We start from the raw sequence: 25,760 nt of genomic DNA, 5'->3' as shown, positions 1-25,760 counted from the left end.
TAAAGCGTTATTTAACTTCTTTACCTTGTGCTTGCAGATCGGCATGGTAGCTTGAACGAACAAGTGGGCCACAGGCTGCATGGGTAAAGCCAAGCTCGTCTGCTAAGGCTTTTAACTCATCAAACTCTGCAGGTGGTACATAACGCTCAACCGGTAAATGAAATTTACTTGGCTGTAGATATTGCCCTAACGTTAGCATTTCAACATTATGCGCTCGCAAATCACGTAATACATCCGCGATTTCTTCATTGGTTTCACCTAAGCCCATCATTAAGCCCGATTTAGTCGGTACATTGGGATGACGGTCTTTAAACTTTTTCAATAGATCTAACGACCATTGGTAGTTAGCTCCTGGTCGCGCTTTTCGGTAATGTTTTGGTGCAGTTTCAAGGTTGTGATTGAATACATCAGGTGGCTCGGTGGCTAAGATGTCTAGTGCGGCATCAATACGACCACGAAAATCCGGTACTAAAATCTCAATTTTTATATCTGGATTTAGAATACGGATTTCACGAATACAGTCAGCAAAATGCTGAGCTCCGCCGTCACGTAAATCATCACGGTCTACTGAAGTGATAACCACATATTTTAGCTTCATGTCGGCAATGGTTTGAGCCAGTTTTTTAGGTTCTTGTACATCAGGTTTTAAAGGGCGGCCATGGGCTACATCGCAAAATGGACAGCGGCGAGTACAAATGGCACCTAAAATCATAAAAGTTGCAGTACCATGATTAAAACATTCCGCTAAGTTAGGGCAAGAGGCCTCTTCACATACCGAATGTAAACCGTTTTTGCGCAGTGCTGATTTGATATCAAGAATTCGCTGGTTAGATGCGGGGAGCTTTACGCGTAACCAATCCGGTTTGCGCAACATGGTTTCGCGCTCTGAGGGAACAATTTTGACAGGTATACGTGACACTTTATCTGCATCACGTAATTTTACACCTGGTTGTAATCTTTCAGGCCTATTCATTATTTTGCTAATCCTTGATGATGTTCAAGTTGTAGGTAGCCCATAACTTGGCTAAAGGTTTGTACTAATTTTTCGCCAGCTTCTAATACGGTTTGCGGGCCGCCTAATGCTTTGCATTGCACCATTTCAAGACCGGCGTAACCACATGGGTTGATGCGTTGAAATGGCGCTAAATCCATATCCACATTCAGTGCCATGCCATGAAACGAACAACCTTTACGAATACGTAATCCAAGTGAGGCTATTTTGCGCTCTTGCACATATACGCCAGGAGCATCGGCTTTAGCGTAGGCTGATATATCGTACTGAGCTAGCATATTGATAATGCATTGCTCGATGTTATTCACTAATTGCCTGACGCCAAGTTTATTGCGCTTGATGTCGATAAGTGGATAGACCACTAGTTGTCCAGGGCCGTGATAGGTAACTTGACCACCACGATCAACTTGAATAACGGGGATGTCGCCGGGGTTTAGAATATGCTCGCTTTTACCCGCTTGGCCTTGAGTGAACACTGGCGGATGTTCAACTACCCACAACTCATCTTGGCTGTCACTATCACGGTTGTCCGTGTATTCCTGCATGGCATGCCACACAGATTCATAGTTTTGTAGTCCAAGATGGCGGATGTGCAAAGTTTGTGGTTGCAAGGGCAACGTCTCCCCTAAGGTTGTTATGTTCAACAGGTATACAATAAAACTTGAGTATTATACTCAAGTTTTATTGTTCTGAAGATATTTTTGGAATTAGAGTACGCGTTTTACACCTTCAATAGCGGCAAGATCGATGTACGCTTTTTCAATATGCTCTTTGCTGGTGACAGTAATTCGAATTGTTACTGAGTAATAGCTGCCTTTGCTTGATGCTTTTACTGTTGGCACATAGTCACCTGGAGCAAGTTGTTGTGCTACAGCGACAACGCGATCGGCTAAGGTATCATCGGCATCGCCAATGACTTTAAAAGGACATGAATGTGGAAAGTCCATGACTTGATCAAAGTTGGTATCTAACATCGGATTACTCATTTATGTATTGTGAATACTAATATGGTGGCAATTATACCTGATTCAAGTCAGTGTTGACTTGAAAAAAATAAAGCCGCTTACTAAAGCGGCTTTAATAAATTGATTTTCATCAAATAAATAAATTTTGATGAAATAAATTACTCAGTTATTCAAACCAACTAGCAAACATTTGTTTGAAATAGTCCATTAACTTACTTATCCAGCTACCTTCCTCAACAGTATTGAGTGTGACAAGTGGAAACTGAGCGATGTCTTTGCCATCTAACTGGAAGTAAACACGGCCAACGGTTTCACCTTTAGCCAGTGGTGCGGTTAACGGTTTGGTTAATTCAAAGTTGGCTTGTAAGTCTTTGGCTTTACCACGATTAATGGTAATGGGGGTGTCTGTGACTAAGCCTAGGTCAACGTTTTCAACATCACCGTACCAAATTTTTTGGCTGATAAAAGTGTCACCAGCTTTGTATGGCGTGATGGTTTCAAAAAAGCGGAAACCATAGTTAAGCAGCTTTTTGCTTTCAGCCTTACGGGCTGACTCACTCGCTGTACCAAGTACAACAGAGATTAGACGCATGTTGTCTTGAGTTGCTGATGTGACCAAGTTATAACCTGCACCAGAAGTATGGCCGGTTTTAATGCCATCAACATTTAAGCTGTTATCCCACAATAAACCATTGCGGTTGTATTGCTTAATACCGTTGTAAGTGAAAGATTTTTCAGAATAAACACGATATTCTTCCGGTACATCACGAATTAAAGCTGCCCCTAAAATTGCCATGTCGTAAGCAGTGGTTTTGTGATTATCTGAATCTAGGCCATGTGAGTTTTCAAAGTAGCTGTCGTTCATGCCCAGTTGTTTGGCCCATGAATTCATTAAGTCAACAAAAGCGTCTTCCGTACCGGCAATATGCTCAGCCATAGCTACGCAGGCATCGTTACCCGACTGAATGATAATCCCACGGTTTAAATCGGCAACTTTGACGGTTTTGCCTACTTCGATGAACATTTTTGATGAGTCAGGGAAATTTTTAGACCAAGCATTTTTAGTGATTAACACATCGTCATCTAAAGAGATATTGCCGACTTTTACTTCATGGCCAATCACATAACTGGTCAGCATTTTTGTTAATGATGCTGGGTTTAGGCTTTCATAAGCGTTTTCTTCGGCGATAACCCGACCAGAATAATAATCCATTAATACATAAGCTTTGGCTGCGACACTCGGTGCATCCGGGGTCACCATTGGCGCACGATTTGGCGTTGGGCGTGGATCCGGCTGAGGCGTGTTAGCATGAGCAGATAAAGACACTAAGGAAAATAGCAGCGCGGTAGTGATTGGAGCTTTAGCAAAATTCATCATGAAAGTAGCAGGTCTCTAGTAATTCGAAGATAAGACAAAAATCCATTATACCATTAGTAGGCAATGAAATTGCATTAAGGTTCCTTCATTGGGGAAAAAATATTGGCTCAACAAGGTTGAGCCAATAGTGAGGGTAGTTTAATGCACTTTTGTGAATGCTTTTGGGCTACGGCACGATAAAACTTTGTGGGTAACCTTGGCTGTGTAATTTATCGAGTAACTGATTAGTAAGATAAATTTTGCCAATAGGTCCAAGTTGAATACGGTGCATGCCATTGCCGGAAATGATGCGAGATTTTACGGCGTATTTTTTTTCTAATTCTTTGGCCAGACTATGAATACGTAATTTGTCTTTTGATGCAACCACTTGAATATAATGCGGCTGCTCATCGGTTGAGGTTTCTACTGCGCGTTCAACATCAGACTCGACATGTATCACATCTAATCTGACACGAGCAGTACCTTTAGCCAGCATGCCTAGGTGATAAGCACCAGCATAAGATAAATCAATGACTCGCCCGTCATGAAAGGGGCCTCGGTCGTTCACGCGCACAATAATTTGTTTATTGTTCTCGAGATTGGTGACTTTAACATAACTCGGCAGCGGCAAATTTTTATGTGCGGCTGTCATGGCATACATGTCGTAGGTTTCACCATTTGAGGTTAAATGGCCATGAAATTTCGCCCCGTACCATGAGGCGTGGCCAGTTTCACTAAAGCCTTTTCCGGTTTCAAGTACCTGATAGCTTTTGCCTAGTACAGTGTAATTACGATTGCCTTGGCGAGAATAAGGCTCGTATTTTGGTACTGCATTCTTCACTTTGCTGACATCAGGTGCATTATCGGGATACTTGTCATTCGCCATTGAATAACGGCCCGATTGGCTTGGGGCTTTTTTGTTGTCTTTATTGGGTTTAGACGAACAGCCTGCTAATAACGCAGTGATAAGTAAGCTAGTTAAAATTAATTGAAATTTATTTGGCATTATATTCGGCTTTTAATTGTTCGCTAAATTGATACACGGCCATCGCATACAGTGGGCTACGATTGTAACGGGTGATCACATAAAAATTTTTCAACCCTAACCAATATTCATCTTCGCTCGGTTGTTCAAGTTTAATAAGCATGGCTGGTTGCGAAATATCAATATCTCTTGCTGTCGCTAAACTCAGGTTGGGCGCTAAGATATCATTGGCTTGATAATGGAGTTTTTCTTTAGTCCATACTTTCGCTTTAGGTGGTTTATTGTCACTGTGGTGCAATTTTAATGCAACGAGTTCGCCGCGTTGCCAGCCATGTTGATGAAAGTAGTTGGCTACACTGCCAATGGCATCTTGTTTATTGGTTAATAAATCTCGGCGGCCATCACCGCTAAAGTCAACGGCATAGTGGCGGTAACTTGAGGGGATAAATTGCCCATAACCCATGGCGCCAGCATAAGAGCCTTTTAAGGTGGCGTTATCTAATTGCTCTTCTTTTATCAACGACATTAAGTTGGCATATTCTTTACGGAAAAATGTCGCCCGCGGGGAATAGTAAAAACCTAAGGTATACAGTGCATCTTGGACGCGATAATTACCCATGTAGCTACCATAAAAAGTTTCTATGCCAATAATGGCCACAATGATTTGAGGATCAACATTATATTTATCCGCAGCCTTTGCAATGGTATCGGCATTTTCATGCCAAAAAGCGAGGCCTTTTTCCAAGCGCTTTTCGGTTAAAAAAATCGGGTAATACTGATGCCAAGGTTTGGCTTCCCAGGGTTTGGTGATTGCATCAATAATGGCTTGGTTATAGGTTGATTGATTTAAAAAGTCGCTGACTTCCTGATGGCTAAATCCATTTTTAATTTGATCGGCTATAAATTGTTGTTTTAGGTCGTCAACGTCGGTTGCTGCGTGGACGCAGGATATCTGACTGGATATCAATAGTGTGAGCGCGCCAAATATTCGGGTTGAGAATTGCATGAAATCTTCCTATCTGTCTATAAATCGCCGATGAGTTTGAATACTCATTAAAATGCCAAAACCCGTCATCAATGTCATCATCGAGGTGCCACCGTAACTCACAAGAGGCAAGGGGACACCCACTACCGGTAGAATGCCTGAAACCATGCCGATATTAACAAAAATATACACAAAAAAAGTTAAGGTGATACTACCGGCAAGTAAACGAGCAAAACTCGTTTGTGCCCTTGACGCAATAACTAAGCCGCGGCCAATGATGTATAAGTAGATGACTAATAAAAGCAGGCTGCCGATTAAACCGAATTCTTCACCTATGACGGCAAAAATAAAGTCAGTATGTCTTTCTGGTAAAAATTCAAGCTGTGATTGCGAGCCTTGTAACCAGCCTTTACCCCAGACGCCACCAGAGCCAATAGCAATTTTAGATTGAATAATATGATAGCCAGCACCAAGTGGGTCTTTTTCGGGGTCAAATAAGGTCATTACCCGTGTGCGCTGATAGTCATGCATTAAGAAGAACCACAAGATAGGTAAGAAGATTAACCCTGCAATCACAACCCCACCGACAATTAACCAGCTCATACCGGATAAAAATAGTACAAAAACCCCTGATGCTGCGACTAAAATTGAAGTACCTAAATCAGGCTGTTTAGCAATCAATAAGGTTGGGATTAATAAAATAATAGCCCCGCCAGCTAAGTAACGCTTTTTAGGCGGCAAAGGAAATTTACTGATATACCATGCCATCATGATAGGGAAGGACAGTTTAATCAGTTCCGATGGTTGAAACTCCATAAAACCGAGATTAAGCCAACGCTGAGCGCCTTTATTGATGGTGCCAAAAAAATGCACGCCAAGTAATAAGATAATGCCTGCTATATAAATGGGCAGAGCCCAGCGTCTTAATACTTCGGGGTTAATTTGAGCGACACAAAACATGATCACTAAAGATAACCCCATACGGGTAAATTGGCGCTCCATCATTGCTGGGTCTTCGCCGCTAGCTGAGTAGATAACAAACAAGCCAAAGCTCATTAATATCAACAGGCCTGTAAGTAATGGCAGATCGATATGTAAACGCTGCCAGATAGATTTTTTCTGATGATGACTGTTATTCACTTGGTATCGTCCATTCATCGCGCAATAGATATTCGTCAAGTAATGCGCGTGCTACAGGGCCTGCGTTAACCCCACCCCAACCAGCATTTTCAAGTACGACTGCTAAGACAATTGTAGGGTTTTCAAAAGGAGCATAGGCAACAATAAGTGCATTATCTCGTAGATGCTCCGCTACGGTTTCGGCATCGTACTTTTGATCTTGTGCTACTGAGAATACTTGCCCTGTACCGGTTTTCATTGCCGCGGTGTACTTTGCATCTGTAAAGCGGGATTTATCTGCTGTTAGTCGCATGGCTTCAGTGATAATGTCCCAGTTTTTAGGGTTTTTTATTTCAATCGGTGGTTGCTCATCGATTGGCGTATCAATTTTTACCGTGTCATCTTTAAACGATTTGAGTAAGTGCGGGGTAAAACGCTGTCCTTTATTCGCTAAAATTGCGGTTGCATTAGCTAATTGCAATGGTGTGCTTGTCCAGTAACCTTGGCCAATACCAACTGATATGGTGTCGCCGTTATACCAGGGTTGGTTGTAACGGAGTCTTTTCCAATCTCGAGAAGGCATGACGCCTGCTGATTCTTCAAAGATATCAACGCCGGTGCTTTCACCAAATCCAAATTGCGCCATAAAGGGAGATAACTTATCAATGCCCACTTTATAGACTAAATCGTAAAAGAAGATATCGCAGGAATCGATAATGGCATGATAAACATCAACCCATCCATGGCCCCATTTTTTCCAGTCGCGCCATTTTCGTTCAACGCCGGGCATTTGCCAAAAACCCGGGTCCCAAACGCGGGTTCGATCACTAATGGTGCGCTCATCTAGCCCTAATAACGCCACTAAGGGTTTGACTGTCGATGCGGGGGCGTATTGGCCTTGGGTTGAGCGGTTTATGAGTGGCCGTGATTTATCATTAAGCAAATCACTATAGGCTTTGCTGCTAATACCATGAACAAATTGGTTAGGATCGTACGATGGGCTTGACACCATGGCTAAAATACCACCGTCTCGAGGGTCTATTGCCACGACTGAACCGCGTCTGCCCGCTAATAATTCCATGGCTTTTTGTTGCAGCTTTAAATCAAGGGTTAAATAGATATCTTGCCCTGGTGTGGGTGGGGTGACTTTAAGTGTCCTAATAACGCGGCCACGGTTATTCACTTCTTCTTCTAAGTGGCCAGGCAATCCATGCAATAAACTTTCGTAAAACTTTTCAATACCTTGTTTGCCAATATCTTTTGTTGCGGCGTAATTTTTCCAGTTGTTATTTTTTTCAAGCATGGCTTTATCACGGCTATTTATTTTTCCCACATATCCTAGAACATGGGTCATTAGCTCTGTATGGGGGTAGTGACGTTTTAAACCGGCTTCAACATAAATGCCCGGAAATTGGTGTTGGTTAACAGTGAAACTTGCAACCTGCTGTTCAGTAAGCTTATTTTTTAAGGTTAGTGGTTTGAAACGACGGTGAAACTTTAAGGTTTCTTTGATGTTTTGGCGCTCTTCATCACTGATTTCTATGATCTCATTGAGCTTGTCAAAAGTCTCATCAAGGTTTTTTATTCGCTCGGGGATCATTTCTAAAGAATAATAGGGCTGATTTTCTGCTAGTAACTGGCCATGACGATCAAAGATTAAGCCGCGGCTTGGTGGCGTGGGTACGACACGAATACGATTATCATTAGAGCGGGTTTCGTAATCTTTGTAAGAAACAACTTGAAGCTGATAAAGGTTAGAGAGTAAAACGCTTAACAGAATAAATACACACACAAAAGTGAACAATGCGCGACGCTTGAATAATGAGGCTTCTGCGGCGTGATCATGGATAGTGATGCGCTTCTTTGGCGGCACTTAGCGTCTCCAGCGTGTATAAGTAACGGCGAAAATAAATAGAATCGCTTTAATTGTGCTGTAATGTCAACAACAATGAAATTAGTTTAACTTACTGATAGTTTTATTAAACCTTAACTAATTCTTATGCTTAGATAAGTTATTCACGATGGTAAGGGTGGTTGTTATTGATGCTCCATGCGCGATAGAGACTTTCACCAATTAAGATTCTTACCAGTGGATGCGGCAAGGTTAAGGCTGATAAGCACCAACTTTGATTGGCCGCAGCTTTGCAGGCCGGGGCAAGTCCTTCTGGCCCGCCGATCAACAAGCTCACATCACGCCCATCTAATTGCCACTTGATCATTTGTTCTGCTAAATCGGGCGTTGTCCAATTTTTGCCGGGTAAATCCAAGCTGACAATATGATTGCCTTTTGCAACAGCTGCTAACATTAACTCGCCTTCTTTTTGCAAAATACGGGCTATATCAGCATTTTTACCGCGTTTACCTGCAGGAATTTCTATTAATTCAAGCGGCATATCTCGAGGGAAACGACGCTGATATTCTTCAAAACCACGGGTAACCCAATCGGGCATTTTGGTGCCAACGGCAATCAGTTGTAACTTCATTAGGCGTTATGTTCTGACCACAGCTTTTCTAGCTGGTAGTACTCGCGAGTTTGTTCTTGCATGATGTGTAAAATCACATCACCTAAGTCTACTAGTACCCATTCGCTACTGTCACGGCCTTCAACACCTAATGGCTGCTCGCCGGCTTTTTTAGCTTCGACTACCACGTGTTCACCAATGGCGCGAACATGGGTTTTAGATGTGCCTGTGCAGATAATCATAGTTTCTGTGATGCTAGACTGTTGCTTAACATCTAACACAACAACGTTTTTAGCTTTTAAGTCATCGATTTTATCGAGAACGAAATCTTTAAGTTCGGTGCTTTGCACGCGAAATACCTCATTAGTCAAAATTAACGGAGCATTATACTCAATTTCACCTGAAATACGCAATTAACTCGACAGGTTAACGACGGTAAAGATGATGCTGCTGAATGTAATTGATGGTGCAGGGTGCAAGTAGCTTGGAAATATCTTGATTGCTTTGCACTTTTTGGCGAATTTCAGTGGAGGAGATATTTTGTAGGCAGATGTCGACAGGAATGATGTCGCCATGGGTGTTTTGGGATGTATTGTTTTTGTTGTCAATTAATTGTGCAATTGTGGTTGCTCGCTGATTGAGCACTTGTTGCATTGGCGAGTCTGGGGGTAAAGTCCAACCCGGGCGCTGGCAAAGTACAATATGACATAACTCAAAAAGCTGTTGCCATAAGTGCCAGCTGGGTAAATTGATGAATGAATCCATGCCCATAATGAAGTAAAAACTGGCTTGAGGATACGCTTGCTTGAGCTGCTGCAGTGTGACGACTGTATAAGACGGAGTGTCGCGATTGATTTCAATATCACATAACTGCAATTGCGGATATTGCAGGCAAACATCTTGTACCATTTTTAATCGATGTTGTGTTGTGATGTTGGTGGATTGTTTATGTGGAGGGATATGATTTGGCATCAACCAAACTTCATCCAGTAAAAGCTTCTGCTTGATTTCTAATGCAGGTTTAATATGACCAAAATGAATTGGGTCGAAGGTGCCACCTAAAATTCCAATGTGCATAGTGTAATTAACTTAGCTCAATATGCGCTAAACGATTGTGCGCACGAGGGTCAAATAAAATACATAAGTGGCTCATGCCAATCCAATCTTCAGCACCACGCTGTTTAAGGTTGAGTTCTAAGGTTGAGGCCAAAGCAAGCATATGCTCAATGTGGTGTAATTCAAGACGGGTTAATGCCGCTTGATAAAGCGGCTTACGTTTGTCCCAAATCCGATATTGTCCCCATAGCTTATTTAACGGCTCTCCTTGCTGCTGGGCTAATTTCAAATTTAATAATAAGCTGATCTCTTTAAAAATTGCCCACATTAAAATGGGCATGGCAGTGCCTTCACCTTGAAGTTGCGCTAACATGTGCTGAACTTGTTTTTGATGATTACTCAGTAGGGCGTCGGTGAGTTGGAATACGCTAAAACGCGATTGATCTTCAAAATACTGGCCAAGTTGCTCAGCGCTAATATTGGCTGTGGGGCTGATCAATTGCAACATTTGCATTGATTGCTCTGCGGCAAGTAAATTACCTTCAAACAAATTAAACAGCATGGCTTTGGCGTCATGATGCAGAGTCAATTGGTAATGTTGAATGCGGCTATCCAGCCAGCGCTCAAATTGTTTACCTTCAGGTGTAGCACAAGGTAAATAGATACCTTGACTGTCTAATGACTTAAACCATTTGCTATTAGTTTGTTCAAGGCCAGCTTTGGGACCCTGTATGATTAAAATAATATCTGGATTGGGCTGTTGAAGCAGGGTTTGAAATGCACTAGCGCCTTCAGTACCGGGTTTACCTTGAGGCAATGTCAGTTCGATAATGCGTCTGCTGGCAAACAAGCTCATTGATTGCCATTCTTGAACTAAATCATTCCAGCTAAAACCGGTTTCTTGAGTAAGTTGTACTCTTTCATCGAAACCTTGTTTTTTGGCCGCTTTAATTATCTGGCGTTTACTGTCGTCAACTAACCAAGGATCGTCGCCAAAAATTAAATACACTTGGGCGAGATTTTTAAGGTGTGTTTTTAGTTGGTCAGGATAAACCCGCATCTAGTTGGTTCCGATAGATGCAAGTGTTTGAATAATTAAGTCTGCCGCCTGTATGCGCATTTCACGGGTTAACAGCTCCATTTCACGGCTTTTAGCCAATGCGGTGCGGGGATCGTCTTGATAGTCGCGTCTAACTTCTGCTTGATAGGCTTGAGGTTCACCTTGTGGCAGGGTCACACTATAATTCACAACATAAATAAGTTCATACTCAGCAACATTACCCGTTGGGTAAAGTGATAAGGTTGCACGTTCTAATGAGTCATTGACAAGTCTTAGGGTTGGGGTAGTTTCTGTTGCTGAAACTAAACTGACTTGGTTGATGCGCAGTCTGTCGCTAACTAACCTTGTAAGCTCGCTATATTGATCGCTACTGCTTAAATGCAGCTGTTGTAATTCAACCGGAATTGAGTAGCTACGTTGTAGTTTAAAGCCACAGCCACTTGTCATAAGTAAAATAACCGAGAGTAGCGCTATGCCAATATGTTTTGCCAGCATAAAAGTGATTAACGTCCTTTATCAGCCATGATGATTATGGCAAGTAAATTAATTGCCCATCACAAACTAGGTTGTGATGGGCGATAAACTAACAAGCTTGGTCATACTAATCTAATTGAGTATGGCTTATTAGTGGCTAGTGTTGATGACTAATATTAATTAGCAACAATATTCAGCAGCTTGCCCGGTACATAAATCACTTTACGAATGGTTAAACCATCAGAGTGCTTTTGTACGTGCTCATCTTGCATGGCAATTTCTTGCACTTGCTCTTGAGTGGCATCTGCAGCAACAGTAATTTTTGCACGTAACTTACCGTTAATTTGTACAATAATTAATTTGCTGTCTTCAACAAGGGCCGATTGGTCAACTTCAGGCCAGCGGCTATCCTCGATTACGCCTTCGTTACCCAGTTCTTGCCATAAGTTAAAGCTGATATGTGGCACGATTGGGTAAAGCAAGCGAGTCAGTGCAGATAAGGCTTCAGCCATTAATGCACGATCTTGCGCTGACTCTTGTGGTGCTTTCAATAGGTGGTTCATCAGTTCCATTATTGCTGCAACGGCAGTGTTGAACATTTGACGACGACCAATATCATCACTCACTTTTGCGATGGTTTTATGTAGCTCACGACGTAATGCTTTTTGATTAGCATTTAAAGCTTTAACATCTAATGCTTCCGTATTACCAGCTGCTATGTGCTCGCTAGCGAGTTTCCAAAAACGTTTGATAAAGCGATGAGCGCCCTCTACACCTGACTCTTGCCATTCCAGTGTTAACTCTGGTGGCGAAGCAAACATCATAAATAGACGAACAGTATCAGCACCGTATTTTTCTACCATCACCTGTGGGTCGATACCGTTGTTTTTCGATTTCGACATCTTACTCATGCCAGTGTAAACCAGTTCGTTACCGTGTTTATCGATGGCTTTAGTGACACGACCTTTATCGTCTTTTTCGATGGTGGTGACATCTAATGGCGATACCCAAGTACGGGCGCCTTTATCATTGGTGTAGTAGTAAGCGTCTGCTAATACCATGCCTTGGGTTAACAATTGTTTAGCTGGCTCGTTTGAGTTAACTAAATCCATGTCACGCAATAGTTTATGGAAGAAGCGGAAGTACAATAAATGCATACAAGCATGCTCAATACCACCAATGTATTGATCAACCGGTAGCCAATAGTTGGCTTTAGCGGGATCTAACATTTGGTCGGCATGAGGACTACAATATCGCGCGTAGTACCATGACGATTCCATAAAGGTATCAAAGGTATCGGTTTCACGCTGTGCAGCTTGACCATTTACTGTGGTTTCAGCCCAAGCTTTATCAGCTTTAATTGGGCTTTGAATACCGTCCATAATCACATCTTCTGGTAAAATAACCGGAAGTTGATCTTCTGGAGTTGGCATAACAGTGCCATCTGCTAAGGTAACCATTGGAATAGGAGCACCCCAGTAACGCTGACGAGATACGCCCCAGTCACGAAGACGGTAGTTTACTTGGCGTTTGCCTTTACCTTCAGCGGTTAACTTGGCGTCAATGGCATCAAATGCCGCTTGAAAATCTAAGCCATCAAACTCGGCGGAATTAAACAGAGTACCTTTGTCGGTAAATGCTTCTTTGCTGATGTCCAACTCAGCATCGACAGGCTTGATAACTGCTTCAATGCTTAAACCGTATTTTTTAGCAAATTCATAGTCGCGTTGATCGTGTGCGGGAACCGACATCACAGCGCCAGTGCCGTAGTTCATTAATACAAAGTTAGCGACCCAAATTGGAACAAGTTTACCACTGATAGGATGTATGGCATTTAAACCGGTTGCAACGCCTTTCTTTTCCATTGATGCCATAGCGGCTTCAGTGGTGTCAGCATTTTTACATTCTTCAATAAAGTCAGCTAGCTCAGGATTATTTTGTGCAGCTTCAATCGCAAGAGGGTGGCCTGCTGCAATCGCAACATAAGTGACACCCATAACGGTATCTGGACGAGTAGTATAGATATCAAAGCTTTGATCGCTATCCGCAACTTGGAAAGTCATCTCGATGCCTTCACTGCGGCCAATCCAGTTGCGTTGCATGGCTTTAACTTGCTCAGGCCAGCCATCAAGGGTATCGATATCGTTTAATAGCTCTTCAGCGTAATCAGTGATTTTAATAAACCATTGTGGAATTTCTTTTTGCACGACTTCGGTGTCACAGCGCCAGCAGCAACCGTCTTGTACTTGCTCGTTAGCCAGTACGGTTTCATCATTTGGACACCAGTTAACCGATGAGGTTTTTTTATACACTAGGCCTTTTTCATACAGCTTAGTGAAAAACCACTGTTCCCAGCGATAGTATTCAGGGGTGCAAGTGGCAATTTCACGACTCCAGTCATATCCAAAACCAAGCAATTTAAGCTGGTTCTTCATGTACTCAATATTTTCATAGGTCCACGGTGCTGGAGAGGTTTTATTGTTAATCGCTGCGTTTTCCGCGGGCAAGCCAAAAGAGTCCCAGCCAATAGGCTGTAGAACATTTTTTCCTTGTAAACGTTGGTAACGCGCAACAACATCACCTATGGTGTAGTTACGTACGTGTCCCATATGAAGTCGGCCAGATGGGTACGGAAACATAGAGAGACAGTAAAACTTCTCTTTGGTTTCGTCTTCGGTAACTTCAAAGGTCTTTTGGTCTTGCCAGTGCTTTTGCACTAGGGCTTCAATCTCTAAGGGATTATATTGTTCTTGCATCAATCTATTTCCGGCCATGCCGCCCATTTTTGGTATTGCACGTATATTTGAACTAACGCGCATTTGCGTGATGAATAACTACATAGAATAAACTAGAAGTGATGCATTAAAAAGGTTCGTATGAAGGAGTATTGAATATGAGTGGAAGAAGTTCAGCGTTATTAGGGCTATATCAGTCGCTATTTGAGCAAGTTAAACAGCAGTTTGAGCAAGATAACTCATTGACTGCTAAAAGTTTGTTTGCCTCAGTCACCCAAGGAAAAAACTATTTACAGCTGAAATCAACGGCCGATGAACAAGAACTGGCTTTAGTGGAAGAATTTTTAAAGCGTGATATAGCTAACTTTTTAAAAGATCAAACAGCTGATGACATGAGTTACAGCCCCACTGTCATCGCCTTTGAAAACACCTTATGGCACTGGTTAAGTGAGATAACCGATAAAAGTCAAATAGAATGGCACGAACTTCAGCAAGATTTTAAGCATCATGGTTGTTATAAATCCGGGGAAATTATCAATCAGGGGATGTTGACCTGCGATCAATGTGGTTATCAAATGCAAATTGATTTCCCAGGGGTTATTCCCGACTGCCCACAATGTGATAGTGACACTTTTTCTCGAGAACCATTATCACCCTAACTCAGTACACTAGAAATTAACGCGATAACGGCAATGGTTGTTGTAACTATTGCCAATCATTTCATCGTAGGCAGTTTGCATTTCGATGATTGCATAACGAATACCTTGTAACTTGAGTAACTCTTCTGCCTGTTTTATGGAGTTTAGACTTAAGAGTTTGCCATCTTTACTGCGAGCACTGCGAAAATTACCGTTGTCATCTTTAACACCTAACAAGTAATGATTTGAATCAGCATAACTGATGATAGTCGGATGTAATGACTGAACTGCGATGGCTTGCTTTATTTCTGATAATTGCATTTTGAGCTCCCAAACATACTGACTTAGATATCTTAGTGCATTACGCAGCAAACTATTGTTTGGTTCATTTTTGTACAAAAATGTCAGGTGAAAACCGCATTAAGGAATATTTGGCTTAGCGTGTCGGTGTTGTTGTAACTTAACTCAAATTAACTTAACTTGGGTTAGAAATGGACATGTAACCATTGCCGCATTTTTAGTCGTGACTTTACTTTTAATAGCGCCAATCGACGCGAAATGGGCTTTCTAAGGCTGCTTCGTTTCAGTCACTTTTTTAACAGCCACTGCTGACAATGGCATAGCCTGGAGGGGTAGTGGCATTAGCGGCTTGTGTATAGTGAAAGTAGCAATTGTCGTTGGTGACTTGACCATTTTCATCTTTGTCGTAACCAATATAAGTGTTGGCTGTGCCTTGATACTGAATCGTAAAGCTGTCATCCAGCTCGATCCATTTTTCAATGTCGGTATTATCTAAATAGCCCCATTTCAAACGTGTTTCAAACATACCATCGCCATCTAAATCAATATCGAGTAAATCATCGCGTCCAGCAACGCCTTGCACTTGTAGGCTCGGCATTTGAGATTTGGCATAAACCAGAGTATTAGCAGTTTTTACGCTACTGGATATTCCTGATAAGGTACTGATCCGCGCATCGCTACTTAAGTTAATAAATTTAGGTGCAGCAATGACCGCAAGAATACCTAGAATAATAATCACAACAACGAGCTCAATTAGTGTGAAGCCCTGTTGCTGAACTGAGGAACTATCGATTATGTTTGGCAATTTGTTCACTTTGGTAACGAAATCCTAATCCTAATAATAGCAAAAGCGTGCTAAAAATCAGCAATGGTATTTGGCCAATGCGTTTAAACCAAGTTTCGCCCTCGTATAGTGCTACTTCGCTGACCAATACGCCGGTTTCAAATTGTGGTAATCGATCGGTGATCTTTCCAAAAGGATCAACAATGGCTGTGATGCCATTATTGGTTGCTCGTACTACAGGTCTACCCATCTCAATCGCGCGCATTTGGGCTATTTCCATATGTTGCAGTGGTCCGTTAGAACTACCAAACCAAGCATCATTGGATACCGTTAAAATAAAGTCTGTATTGGCATGGGTATTGGCTCTAACTTGCTCAGGAAACACGATTTCATAGCAAATGGCTGGTGCAATTTGGTAACCAACCGCAGACAAATTATTTTGAATAAAATCGCCACGTTGAAATGAGCTCATGGGTAAGTTAAAAAAGGGCGCTAATGGGCGCAGTAAGCTCTCAAAAGGCACAAACTCACCGATTGGTAATAGATGATGTTTTTTAAATTCATTTATGCCATTACCTTGATAATCAGCATGGGTTTGTTGCTTATTATGATGATTGCCTAGGACAATAAGTGAGTTGAAAAAATCTTGTTGTTGGTGACTGATAATGCCGGTAATTATTGCGCTGTTGTTGAAGCTTGCCACTTGATTTGTGTTAACTAAAAAGTCTTCCACCATTGACTCTGGTGCGGGTATTGCGGCTTCTGGCCAGATAAAAATATCGACGCTGGATTGTTCATCAAAATGTTGTCGGCTTAGGTCCATGTATTTAAGCATGGTAGGCCATAATGCATCAGGCTCCCATTTCATACTTTGTGGGATGTTCCCTTGCACTAAAGCCACTTTAACGCTTTTACCGCTAGCATGTATTGGGTTTAATGCAGGGGCGACCAAGGTAAAAACGATGAGCATTATTGCGACACTGAATAACGGTATCATGCGTTTTTGGCTAGTTAACATCATAGCTCCGGCTAGTATGGCAATGATGAAACTTAATCCTAATGCGCCAACAATACTGGCAAGTTCATTTAATGGGCCGTTGGTTTGACTATATCCTATCCAGATCCAAGGAAACCCCGTGAGCACCCAACCTCGTAGCCATTCGGTTAATACCCATAGCGCAGGAAATAACGCCAGATATTTGAAATACTGCTGTTTTTCATTGGCTTGAGTTGAGGGTAAGATTTTATTTAATAACCAGCCTGCTAGTGCAGGGTAAATCGCTAAATATAAGGCTAAAATCCCCATTAAAGCCATCGATACGATTAATGGCATTCCGCCAAATGTATCAATACTGACATGCACCCAGCTGATGCCAAATGAGAAGCAACCAAAGCCGAAGCTGAGCCAGTACCTATATGCATGCTTGCCGATAAGTTGCTGACTTTGCCACAACGCAAAGGCTAAGGCTATGGGCATTACAGCCCAAATGTTATAGGGAGCAAAAGACAGTGAGGTACTGGCACCAGCAAAAAATGCTGTTGCCAGTGTCACTAAACTCAATGTTGAGTGAGGTAACAATTTATTGAGCACGATTAGTCGTCTGAGTTTTGGCTAAGTTCGGGATCGGGCAGTTTAACACGTAGCTGAATTAAACGACGGGTGTCGGCATTGGTGACTTTAAATTCGATATTATCAATGACAATGCTTTCGTTGCGCTCAGGCAAATGACCAAATGCGTGTGAAACAAGACCACCTACAGTATCAAATTCTTCATCGCTGAAGTTTGTTCCACAAGCTTGGTTGAAATCATCGATCTCAGTTAAGGCTTTCACCATAAATACAGTATTACTGAGTTTTTTTACTTCAGTGTCTTCTACTGAGTTATGGTCAAATTCATCTTCAATTTCACCAACGATTTCTTCTAAGATATCTTCAATGGTAACCAATCCTGATACACCACCGTATTCATCAACCACAATGGCCATATGATAACGTTGTGATCGAAACTCTTTGAGTAATACATCAACCCGTTTGCTTTCGGGTACAACCACTGCTGGGCGTATCACTTGTGCAAGTGAGAAGGGCACTTCGGAGTTTTTGAAGCCGTATTTTAATAAATCTTTGGCAAGTAAAATGCCTTCAATATGGTCTTTGTCTTCATTGACGACAGGAAAACGAGAGTGAGCAGAATCGATGACGATTTCAAGTAATTCATCGACAGAGCTATCTATTTGTAGAGTAACAATTTGCGAGCGTGGGATCATGATGTCGCGCACTCGCAGGTCTGAAACCTCTAATACGCCTTTAATCATCTCGCGGGTATCTTCTGTGATCAGATCTCGCTCTTCAGCTCCGGCAATCACATCGACCAAGTCTTCACGATTTTGAGGTTCGCCCTGGAATAATTGGTTGATTTTATCGAACCAGCTTTTCTTTGAGGCGTTTGTACTCGGGGGATATCGTCACTCATAATATTTACCTAAATAAGTTAATTAAAACTGTGTGTTAACAGCCATAAACCTATTTACTTATGCTTCCTTATAGGGGTCTGAAAAACCTAAATGTTCAAGGAGTTGAGTCTCTAATGACTCCATTTCCTCAGCGTCTTCATCGATAATATGGTCATAGCCTAGCAAATGCAAGCAACCATGTATCACCATGTGGGCCCAGTGGGATTCCAAGGATTTATTTTGTGCTAATGCTTCTTGTTCTACCACAGCAACGCAAATGATTAAATCACCTAAAAGTGGCAGGTCAACTTCAGCGGGCGCTTCAAATGGAAAAGATAACACATTAGTGGGTTTATCTTTGCCACGGTAAGTGTAATTCAACTGCTGGCTTTCGCTGGCATCAACCAAGCGAATGGTTAGCTCTACATCACTCATTCCTGTGCCAATGGCGGTCAGCACCCATGATTCAAACTGGCTCTGGGTCGGTAGGTTGTCGGACTCAACTGCGATTTGCAAATCCAGTGCTAAATTGACCTTGGTCATGTTGTTAATCCGCATTTTTGTTAGTGGTTAAATTGTTGTTTGGGGATGCGTTGTCGTTAGCTAGTGCTTGCTGACGTTTGTATTCACGTTCTCGATAAGCTTGGTCTTTAGCCGCTTTTTCTATTTGCTCTTTTTGCTCAAATGCCTCATAAGCCTCGACAATGCGAGCGACAACGGGATGGCGAACCACATCTTGCGCCACAAAAAAGTTAAAGCTGATTTCTGGTACTTCGCTTAATACTTCGATTGCATGACGTAAGCCTGATTTTTGGCTACGTGGCAAATCGATTTGAGTAATATCGCCTGTGATCACCGCCCGTGAGTTAAACCCAATACGGGTTAAAAACATCTTCATTTGCTCAACGGTGGTGTTTTGGCTTTCATCTAAAATGATAAAGGCGTCGTTAAGTGTGCGGCCGCGCATATAGGCGAGTGGTGCCACTTCAATAACGCTGCGTTCAATGAGCTTTTCTACTTTTTCAAACCCCATCATTTCAAACAAAGCATCATAAAGCGGGCGTAAATAGGGGTCGACTTTTTGGCTTAAATCGCCAGGTAAAAAACCGAGCTTTTCACCGGCTTCAACCGCAGGCCGGGTTAATAGAATACGGCGAACTTCTTGGCGCTCGTAGGCATCAACTGCCGCTGCAACTGCAAGATAGGTTTTGCCAGTTCCGGCGGGACCAATACCAAAGCTGATGTCATGGCGGGCAATATTGTGCATATAGACGCTTTGATTTGGTGTGCGTGGTTTAATAACACCGCGTTTCGTTTTAATACTAGTACTGTTGTCACCCATGCCGTCGTCGGCTTCTAAAGCGATGGCTTCTTGAATCGCTAAATGAACCGTATCGGGCTCTAAATCTGGCGTGCTGCCTTTTATCGGCTGGGTTTCAATGTATAGCTGTTTCAGAAGATTGTTGGCATTTAGTGCATTGCGGGGCAGACCAACAATAGTGAAATGATTATTTCTATGAATAATCTCGACACCCAAACGACGTTCTAATTGTTTGATGTTGTCGTCAAATGGGCCACATAATGACGTTAATCGACGTGTATCAGAGGGCTCTAGATACAAGTTCATAGTGGTGACTTTAGTGGACAAATAAGGCTCCGTTACAACTTTTTTATTTTGATTAAATCCAGTGTACGTATCCACTGGGCTAATTTCTAGTTATGTTAGATTGAAACAAATAAAAAGGTGGACTAGCCACCTTTTCATTTGCTTTAGCTTAATACGCTGTAAAACCGATTAAGGTTTATATTGGGTGACGCCTAGGGCATCATCTTGCTTATGTTTGGCTAAAATTTCTGCTGGGCGAAGGCTACGGCGTAAATCCATTTCATCCTCACCACGAATAAATTCGCCGCGTAATGAATTGGTGTATACGTCCACAATTTTCACATCCACAAAGCCGCCAATGCAGGTATGTGGTGCTTCAAAGTTGACTACGCGGTTATTTTCTGTGCGGCCACGTAATTCCATTGGGTTTTTCACCGATGGGCCCTCAACCAAAATGCGTTGAACAGTGCCTAACATTTGACGGCTATAACGCATAGCTTGTTGGGTAATACGGTCTTGTAAGATAGCTAAACGCTGCTTTTTCTCTTCATCTGATACGTCATCAGGTAAGTCTGCGGCAGGTGTGCCTGGGCGGGCGCTGTAAATAAAGCTGAAGCTGTGATCAAATGCCACATCTTCAATCAGTTTCATGGTGTCTTCAAAGTCTTGTTGAGTTTCACCTGGGAAACCAATAATGAAGTCTGAACTGATTTGAATATCAGGACGTGCTTTGCGTAAACGACGAATAATGGACTTGTATTCAATGGCCATATGGCCGCGTTTCATTTGGGTTAAGATGCGGTCAGAACCCGATTGCACTGGTAAATGTAAGAAGCTGACCAGTTCAGGTGTGTCTTCATACACATCAATAATATCTTGTGTAAACTCAATTGGATGACTTGTGGTAAAGCGAATGCGATCAATACCATCAATGCTGGCAACTAGTCGCAATAACTCGGCAAAAGTACAGATTTCATCATCGTGTGTAGCACCGCGAAACGCATTGACGTTTTGACCAAGAAGATTGACTTCACGTACCCCTTGTTCTGCAAGCTGTGCGATTTCTAAAATCACGTCATCAACAGGACGACTGACTTCTTCGCCACGGGTATATGGCACTACACAGAAAGAGCAGTATTTGCTACAGCCTTCCATAATAGACACAAACGCGGTTGGGCCTTCAGCTCGAGGTTCAGGTAAGCGATCAAACTTCTCAATTTCTGGGAAGCTCACATCGATCACGGCTTTTTCGCCTCGTTGTACTTGATCGATCATTTCTGGTAAACGATGCAAGGTTTGTGGACCAAAGATAATATCAACGCATTGGGCGCGATCTTTAATGGCTTTACCTTCTTGGGATGCAACGCAGCCGCCTACACCGATAATTAAATTCGGATTCTTATCTTTTAAGGTTTTCCAACGCCCAAGTTGATGGAAAACCTTCTCCTGTGCTTTTTCTCGAATAGAGCAGGTGTTAAGCAATAACACGTCTGCTTCACTCGCTTCTTCTGTCAAGGTGTAGCCTTGGTATTCGTCCAATAAATCAGCCATCTTTGATGAGTCGTACTCATTCATTTGACAGCCCCAGGTTTTAATATGAAGTTTTTTACTCATCACTGCTCGCCGATAAACCTATAGTAAAAATAGCGCGATATTTTACCTGTTGTAGGCTGCTGTGGCTAGCATTTGTGCGAGTTTTGCTAATATTACTCTGGTGCGACCAATACCCCTAAACTTTGTACTGATTTGTTGTTGTCATAGGTTTGCTCCAATAAATCATGATGTTGGCTTACTAGTACACCAAAGTCTGCTGCCATATCATGGGTTTGGTTACGCGCTTCTATGACATTTTTTTGTTCAAGTTCGCGATTAAATGACACTAACATTTCCGTGGTTTGTACATATAAGGCATAATCGAATGCATTACGGTATGTGATGGTTATTTTTTCCATGGCTTGTGGTTGACTTGTATTAGTAGAGGTGTTTGCCGCGCTTACATAGCCTGAAAAACATAAACTACTAGCCAAAAACAATGCTGATAATCCTATTGCTCGCTTTGTTGTTTGTGTGTAGTACGTTAATTGACGGTTTTTCATAATTTCCTCACTTTACACTCTTACCTGAGTGAATGGGTTAAGCCAAGAAAGCGGTGTTCTGATAAACGTCGACACAAGATCCTTGGCAGGTGGCGGAACATTAAGATGATTTATGTAATCTTTGTGACTACTTGTAGTGATTAGACAATGACAGTTTATGTTTAGGTTTACTGGAAAATATGTCGTCTTTGTAACCAAGTATGGCTAAGGCGTTTTATAGCAACATCTGTACACAAATCGACCTCTTTTGACATATCCATACACAGATTATTGAAGTTTATTTACCTAAGGGCGTTTTCATGTCACAACAATCTTCTTCAACTTTGTCTTCATCTGAAAACTCATTGGCCGCAGTGCAATCATGTGCTTTATCTCATTATGATGTGGTGATCATCGGTGGCGGTATGATTGGCGCTGCCACTGCTGTTGGTCTCGGCCAATTGGGACTCTCAGTTGCTATAGTTGAAGCTCATAAGCCTAAGCCCTTTGATGAGTCGCAAGCATTAGATGTACGTGTGTCAGCAATTAGTGTGGCTTCAGCGCAATTACTCTCTCGATTGGGGGTTATGGACTCACTTTTAGCCATGCGTCATGTGCCTTATACCGGATTAGAAACTTGGGAGATGATGGATTGCATTACGGCATTTAGTGCCGATCAAATTGGTGAACCTTTACTTGGCTATTTTTTTGAAAACCGTTTGATTCAACTCAGCTTGTGGCAGCAAATTGAATTGATGGACAACATCAATATAATTTGTCCTGCGAAAGTGAGTCGTTTTGAACGCTTAGCCAAAACCGATAACGCAGCGATTTGTGTCCATTTAGACAATGATAGCAAGCTAACTACTCAATTACTTGTTGGTGCAGATGGTGCAAATTCGCAAGTAAGACAATGGGCCGGTATAGGCGTAACAGGGTGGGATTATGCGCAATCCGCCATGTTGATCAATATTGAAACGCAAACGCCACAACAGTCGGTCACTTGGCAACAATTTACGCCACAGGGGCCGCGCAGCTTATTGCCTTTACCCGGCAATCATGCTTCTTTGGTTTGGTATGATTCAACCAACAGAATTAAACAGTTAGCGCAACTCAACCCATTACAATTAGCGGAGCAAATTCGCGCGAACTTTCCAGATAGATTAGATCCTAATTTTACCGTTATCGATAAAGGCAGTTTTGGTCTGACCCGCCGTCATGCGAAGCAATATTATCAGGATAATCTGGTTATATTGGGCGATGCAGCTCACACCATCAACCCATTAGCTGGCCAAGGGGTTAATATTGGCTTTAAAGATGTCGACGTTTTGGTGAGTAAGGTAGCTGAAGCGCTTGGAAATGGTGTGTCATTTAGCGATAACAGTGTGTTAAAGCAATATCAGCAAGCGAGATATTTTGATAATCAATTAATGATGACTGCAATGGATGCCTTTTATGTCGGTTTTAGTAATGACCTATTACCGTTAAAACTGTTACGCAATGGCGCATTAAAACTGGCAAACCTTGATGGGCCAATAAAACAAAAAGTATTGAAATATGCTTTAGGTTTGAATTAGCCCATGCACAGAAATACCGTCAATTAATAATGGGTGTTTGTTGGTAACGGTTTTGAGTGTTAAAATGCCGCGTTTTAACCATAGCTGCTTTGCTATTGTGGATTTTCCAACTAGATTTTAGGTCAACATGAGTCACATTAAATTGATTGTGGGATTAGCTAATCCCGGCGCTGAGTATGCTCAAACCCGCCACAACGCAGGCGCTTGGTATGTTGCAGAGCTCGCCCGTATTTGTAATGTGCAGCTTGTTGCTGACAGTAAATTTTTGGGTGTCACAGCTAGAGCGACTTTACATCATCGAGATGTGCGATTACTTATTCCAACCACATTTATGAACCTAAGTGGGAAGTCTGTCGCAGCTTTGGCCAATTTTTTTCGAATTTTGCCGGAAGAAATTTTAGTTGCTCATGATGAACTCGATATGCCACCAGGCGTTGCTAAATTTAAGTTTGGCGGCGGCCATGGTGGCCATAATGGTTTAAAAGATATAATTGCCAGTTTAGGCAATGACAAAGGTTTTCATCGTTTGCGCATTGGTATTGGTCATCCGGGTGACAAGAACAAAGTCAGTGGATATGTGCTAGGCAAAGCACCTGCAGCAGAACAAGAGTTAATTGTTGCCGCAATCGATGAAGCTGTGCGCTCAACTGAAATTTTGTACAAAGAAGACATGGTGAAAGCCATGCATAGATTACATTCGTTTAAAGCTACAACGCTTTAACAAACACAATTTGAACGTCATTATCAATTCGATAATTTTACATATAAAGGTAAGCATATGGGTTTTAAATGCGGCATTGTTGGTTTGCCAAACGTAGGTAAGTCAACGCTGTTTAATGCACTAACACAAGCTGGTATTGAAGCGGCTAACTTTCCGTTTTGTACTATTGAGCCAAACACTGGTGTAGTACCCGTGCCGGATCCGCGTCTTGATGCGTTAGCTGCGATTGTTAACCCACAACGTGTGTTACCGACCACAATGGAGTTTGTGGATATTGCAGGTTTGGTTGCTGGAGCATCAAAAGGTGAAGGCTTAGGGAATAAGTTCTTAGCTAACATCCGTGAAACTGATGCAATTGGTCATGTAGTGCGTTGTTTTGATGACCCTAATATTGTTCACGTGGCCAATAAAATTGACCCTGCTGGCGATATTGAAGTGATCAATACTGAATTGGCATTAGCGGATTTAGACAGTTTAGAACGTGCCATTTTACGTCAGCAAAAGAAAGCTAAAGGTGGAGATAAAGACGCTAAATTTGAAGTGGAAGTATTAGAAAAAATGCGTCCGACTTTAGATCAAGGCAAAATGCTGCGTTCGCTTTCGTTAGAGAAAGAAGAGTTGGCAGCGGTTGCTTATCTTAACTTTTTAACTTTAAAGCCGACTATGTATATCGCTAACGTGTCTGAAGATGGTTTTGACAATAACCCTCATCTTGATGCTGTTAAAGCTATTGCGGCAGAAGAAAATGCGGTTGTTGTTGCGGTTTGTGCAGCCATTGAATCTGAATTAGCGGAAATGGATGCTGAAGAGCGTGATGAGTTTATGGCCGATCTTGGAATTGAAGAACCAGGCCTTGATCGCGTTATTCGTGGTGGTTACAGCTTACTTAATTTGCAAACCTACTTTACTGCAGGTGTTAAAGAGGTAAGAGCGTGGACTGTGCCTGTAGGTGCAACTGCACCCAAAGCGGCTGGAGTTATTCATACCGATTTTGAAAAAGGCTTCATTCGTGCTCAAGTGGTATCTTATGACGACTTTATTGCTTATAAAGGTGAAGCGGGCGCAAAAGATGCGGGTAAACTTCGTGTAGAAGGCAAAACATATGTTGTAAAAGATGGCGATGTCATGCATTTCTTATTCAACGTATAAGCCGTCATTAAAGCAGAAGATAGCAAACTATCCTTATCTTGAATCAGCTTAATATGATTGAATAAATGATCAAGATAAGGCTGTTGGGCGTAAAGTGTACAGAGTGGCGTTTTAAATGGCCTTAATTCGTTGGAACATTATTCAGTTTGGTGAAGTAATAGCCGAATAGATAAAAATGATGAAAATAGCGAAAAAAAGCAGTTGACCTCGATACTGTGAATAAGCATAATACGCCCCGTTCCTCGCCAA

The 25,760-nt window shown here is 42.1% G+C and carries 25 protein-coding genes and 1 pseudogene; 4 read left to right on the top strand and 22 right to left on the bottom strand.

Annotation, left to right across the window (positions count from 1 at the left end):
* Positions 1-7: 7 nt before the first annotated feature.
* The 14 genes from lipA to leuS form a co-directional block, all read right to left on the bottom strand.
* Positions 8-973 carry a lipoyl synthase gene (gene lipA, locus HBH39_RS14075; protein ID WP_167679296.1) on the bottom strand — a complete coding sequence of 322 codons (966 nt, stop codon included), beginning with the start codon at positions 971-973 and terminating at the stop codon, positions 8-10.
* Positions 973-1,623, bottom strand: a complete 651-nt coding sequence (lipB, locus tag HBH39_RS14070) for a lipoyl(octanoyl) transferase LipB (RefSeq protein ID WP_167679294.1) — start codon at positions 1,621-1,623, stop codon at positions 973-975. The genes lipA and lipB overlap by 1 nt, the downstream gene beginning before the upstream one ends.
* A gap of 96 nt (positions 1,624-1,719) precedes the next feature.
* Positions 1,720-1,986, bottom strand: a complete 267-nt coding sequence (gene ybeD, locus HBH39_RS14065; protein ID WP_167679293.1) for a DUF493 family protein YbeD — start codon at positions 1,984-1,986, stop codon at positions 1,720-1,722.
* Between the two features lie 157 nt (positions 1,987-2,143).
* On the bottom strand, positions 2,144-3,355 hold the full coding sequence (locus tag HBH39_RS14060; protein WP_167679291.1) for a serine hydrolase: 1,212 nt from the start codon (positions 3,353-3,355) through the stop codon (positions 2,144-2,146).
* Positions 3,356-3,521: 166 nt separating this feature from the next.
* Entirely contained in the window at positions 3,522-4,340 is an 819-nt protein-coding gene (locus HBH39_RS14055) for a septal ring lytic transglycosylase RlpA family protein (RefSeq protein WP_167679289.1), read from the bottom strand.
* Positions 4,330-5,325 carry a lytic murein transglycosylase B gene (gene mltB / locus HBH39_RS14050; RefSeq protein ID WP_167679287.1) on the bottom strand — a complete coding sequence of 332 codons (996 nt, stop codon included), beginning with the start codon at positions 5,323-5,325 and terminating at the stop codon, positions 4,330-4,332. The genes HBH39_RS14055 and mltB overlap by 11 nt, the downstream gene beginning before the upstream one ends.
* 9 nt (positions 5,326-5,334) lie before the next feature.
* Positions 5,335-6,444, bottom strand: coding sequence for a rod shape-determining protein RodA (gene rodA / locus HBH39_RS14045; RefSeq protein WP_432280121.1), 1,110 nt, complete (start codon positions 6,442-6,444; stop codon positions 5,335-5,337).
* Positions 6,437-8,296 (bottom strand): penicillin-binding protein 2, encoded by a 1,860-nt coding sequence (mrdA, locus tag HBH39_RS14040; protein ID WP_167679283.1) that lies wholly within the window; start codon positions 8,294-8,296, stop codon positions 6,437-6,439. The genes rodA and mrdA overlap by 8 nt, the downstream gene beginning before the upstream one ends.
* A 139-nt stretch (positions 8,297-8,435) precedes the next feature.
* Complete coding sequence (rlmH, locus tag HBH39_RS14035) at positions 8,436-8,906, bottom strand: 23S rRNA (pseudouridine(1915)-N(3))-methyltransferase RlmH (protein WP_167679281.1); 471 nt, start codon at positions 8,904-8,906, stop codon at positions 8,436-8,438.
* Positions 8,906-9,235 carry a ribosome silencing factor gene (gene rsfS, locus HBH39_RS14030; protein ID WP_167679279.1) on the bottom strand — a complete coding sequence of 110 codons (330 nt, stop codon included), beginning with the start codon at positions 9,233-9,235 and terminating at the stop codon, positions 8,906-8,908. The genes rlmH and rsfS overlap by 1 nt, the downstream gene beginning before the upstream one ends.
* A gap of 76 nt (positions 9,236-9,311) precedes the next feature.
* Positions 9,312-9,962, bottom strand: coding sequence for a nicotinate-nucleotide adenylyltransferase (gene nadD, locus HBH39_RS14025; protein WP_167679277.1), 651 nt, complete (start codon positions 9,960-9,962; stop codon positions 9,312-9,314).
* A 7-nt stretch (positions 9,963-9,969) separates the two neighbouring features.
* Positions 9,970-11,001, bottom strand: coding sequence for a DNA polymerase III subunit delta (gene holA, locus HBH39_RS14020; RefSeq protein ID WP_167679275.1), 1,032 nt, complete (start codon positions 10,999-11,001; stop codon positions 9,970-9,972).
* Complete coding sequence (gene lptE, locus HBH39_RS14015; RefSeq protein ID WP_167679273.1) at positions 11,002-11,496, bottom strand: LPS assembly lipoprotein LptE; 495 nt, start codon at positions 11,494-11,496, stop codon at positions 11,002-11,004. It abuts the gene before it with no gap.
* Positions 11,497-11,651: 155 nt separating this feature from the next.
* A complete protein-coding gene (leuS, locus tag HBH39_RS14010) occupies positions 11,652-14,231 on the bottom strand; it encodes a leucine--tRNA ligase (RefSeq protein ID WP_167680090.1) in 2,580 nt (859 codons plus the stop codon).
* Between the two features lie 137 nt (positions 14,232-14,368).
* Between leuS and HBH39_RS14005 the strand changes: the two genes are divergently transcribed.
* A complete protein-coding gene (locus HBH39_RS14005) occupies positions 14,369-14,869 on the top strand; it encodes a zinc ribbon-containing protein (protein ID WP_167679271.1) in 501 nt (166 codons plus the stop codon).
* Positions 14,870-14,878: 9 nt separating this feature from the next.
* Here the strand turns inward: HBH39_RS14005 and HBH39_RS14000 are convergent, their stop codons facing one another.
* From HBH39_RS14000 to HBH39_RS13965, 8 genes and pseudogenes are all read right to left on the bottom strand, one after another.
* Complete coding sequence (locus HBH39_RS14000; protein WP_167679269.1) at positions 14,879-15,169, bottom strand: DUF6482 family protein; 291 nt, start codon at positions 15,167-15,169, stop codon at positions 14,879-14,881.
* A gap of 274 nt (positions 15,170-15,443) precedes the next feature.
* Positions 15,444-15,944 carry a pilus assembly FimT family protein gene (locus tag HBH39_RS13995; RefSeq protein ID WP_167680089.1) on the bottom strand — a complete coding sequence of 167 codons (501 nt, stop codon included), beginning with the start codon at positions 15,942-15,944 and terminating at the stop codon, positions 15,444-15,446.
* The gene (gene lnt / locus HBH39_RS13990) at positions 15,934-17,523 is read right to left on the bottom strand and encodes an apolipoprotein N-acyltransferase (RefSeq protein WP_244325657.1); all 1,590 of its coding nucleotides are present in this window, start codon (positions 17,521-17,523) and stop codon (positions 15,934-15,936) included. The genes HBH39_RS13995 and lnt overlap by 11 nt, the downstream gene beginning before the upstream one ends.
* A gap of 2 nt (positions 17,524-17,525) precedes the next feature.
* Positions 17,526-18,403, bottom strand: a pseudogene (gene corC, locus HBH39_RS13985) (CNNM family magnesium/cobalt transport protein CorC).
* Between the two features lie 58 nt (positions 18,404-18,461).
* Entirely contained in the window at positions 18,462-18,926 is a 465-nt protein-coding gene (gene ybeY / locus HBH39_RS13980) for an rRNA maturation RNase YbeY (RefSeq protein ID WP_244325656.1), read from the bottom strand.
* Positions 18,927-18,930: 4 nt separating this feature from the next.
* Entirely contained in the window at positions 18,931-20,031 is a 1,101-nt protein-coding gene (locus HBH39_RS13975) for a PhoH family protein (protein WP_167679264.1), read from the bottom strand.
* Positions 20,032-20,178: 147 nt separating this feature from the next.
* Entirely contained in the window at positions 20,179-21,603 is a 1,425-nt protein-coding gene (miaB, locus tag HBH39_RS13970) for a tRNA (N6-isopentenyl adenosine(37)-C2)-methylthiotransferase MiaB (protein WP_167679262.1), read from the bottom strand.
* A gap of 92 nt (positions 21,604-21,695) precedes the next feature.
* Positions 21,696-22,085, bottom strand: a complete 390-nt coding sequence (locus HBH39_RS13965; protein WP_167679260.1) for a hypothetical protein — start codon at positions 22,083-22,085, stop codon at positions 21,696-21,698.
* Between the two features lie 299 nt (positions 22,086-22,384).
* Here HBH39_RS13965 and HBH39_RS13960 point away from each other — a divergent pair, with 299 nt between their 5' ends.
* The 3 genes from HBH39_RS13960 to ychF all read left to right on the top strand — a co-directional run bounded on the left by HBH39_RS13960 (position 22,385) and on the right by ychF (position 25,511).
* Positions 22,385-23,641: an FAD-dependent oxidoreductase gene (locus HBH39_RS13960; RefSeq protein WP_167679258.1), complete on the top strand. Its 1,257-nt coding sequence runs from the start codon at positions 22,385-22,387 to the stop codon at positions 23,639-23,641.
* A 127-nt stretch (positions 23,642-23,768) separates the two neighbouring features.
* Complete coding sequence (gene pth / locus HBH39_RS13955) at positions 23,769-24,362, top strand: aminoacyl-tRNA hydrolase (protein ID WP_167679256.1); 594 nt, start codon at positions 23,769-23,771, stop codon at positions 24,360-24,362.
* A 57-nt stretch (positions 24,363-24,419) separates the two neighbouring features.
* Positions 24,420-25,511, top strand: coding sequence for a redox-regulated ATPase YchF (ychF, locus tag HBH39_RS13950; protein ID WP_167679254.1), 1,092 nt, complete (start codon positions 24,420-24,422; stop codon positions 25,509-25,511).
* Positions 25,512-25,760 lie beyond the last annotated feature (249 nt).

It is taken from the genome of Shewanella aestuarii, assembly GCF_011765625.1.
Taxonomy (GTDB): Bacteria; Pseudomonadota; Gammaproteobacteria; order Enterobacterales; family Shewanellaceae; genus Shewanella; species Shewanella aestuarii_A.
Note: the sequence above shows the minus strand (reverse complement) of the source record. Positions and strands in the feature narration are given on the sequence as shown.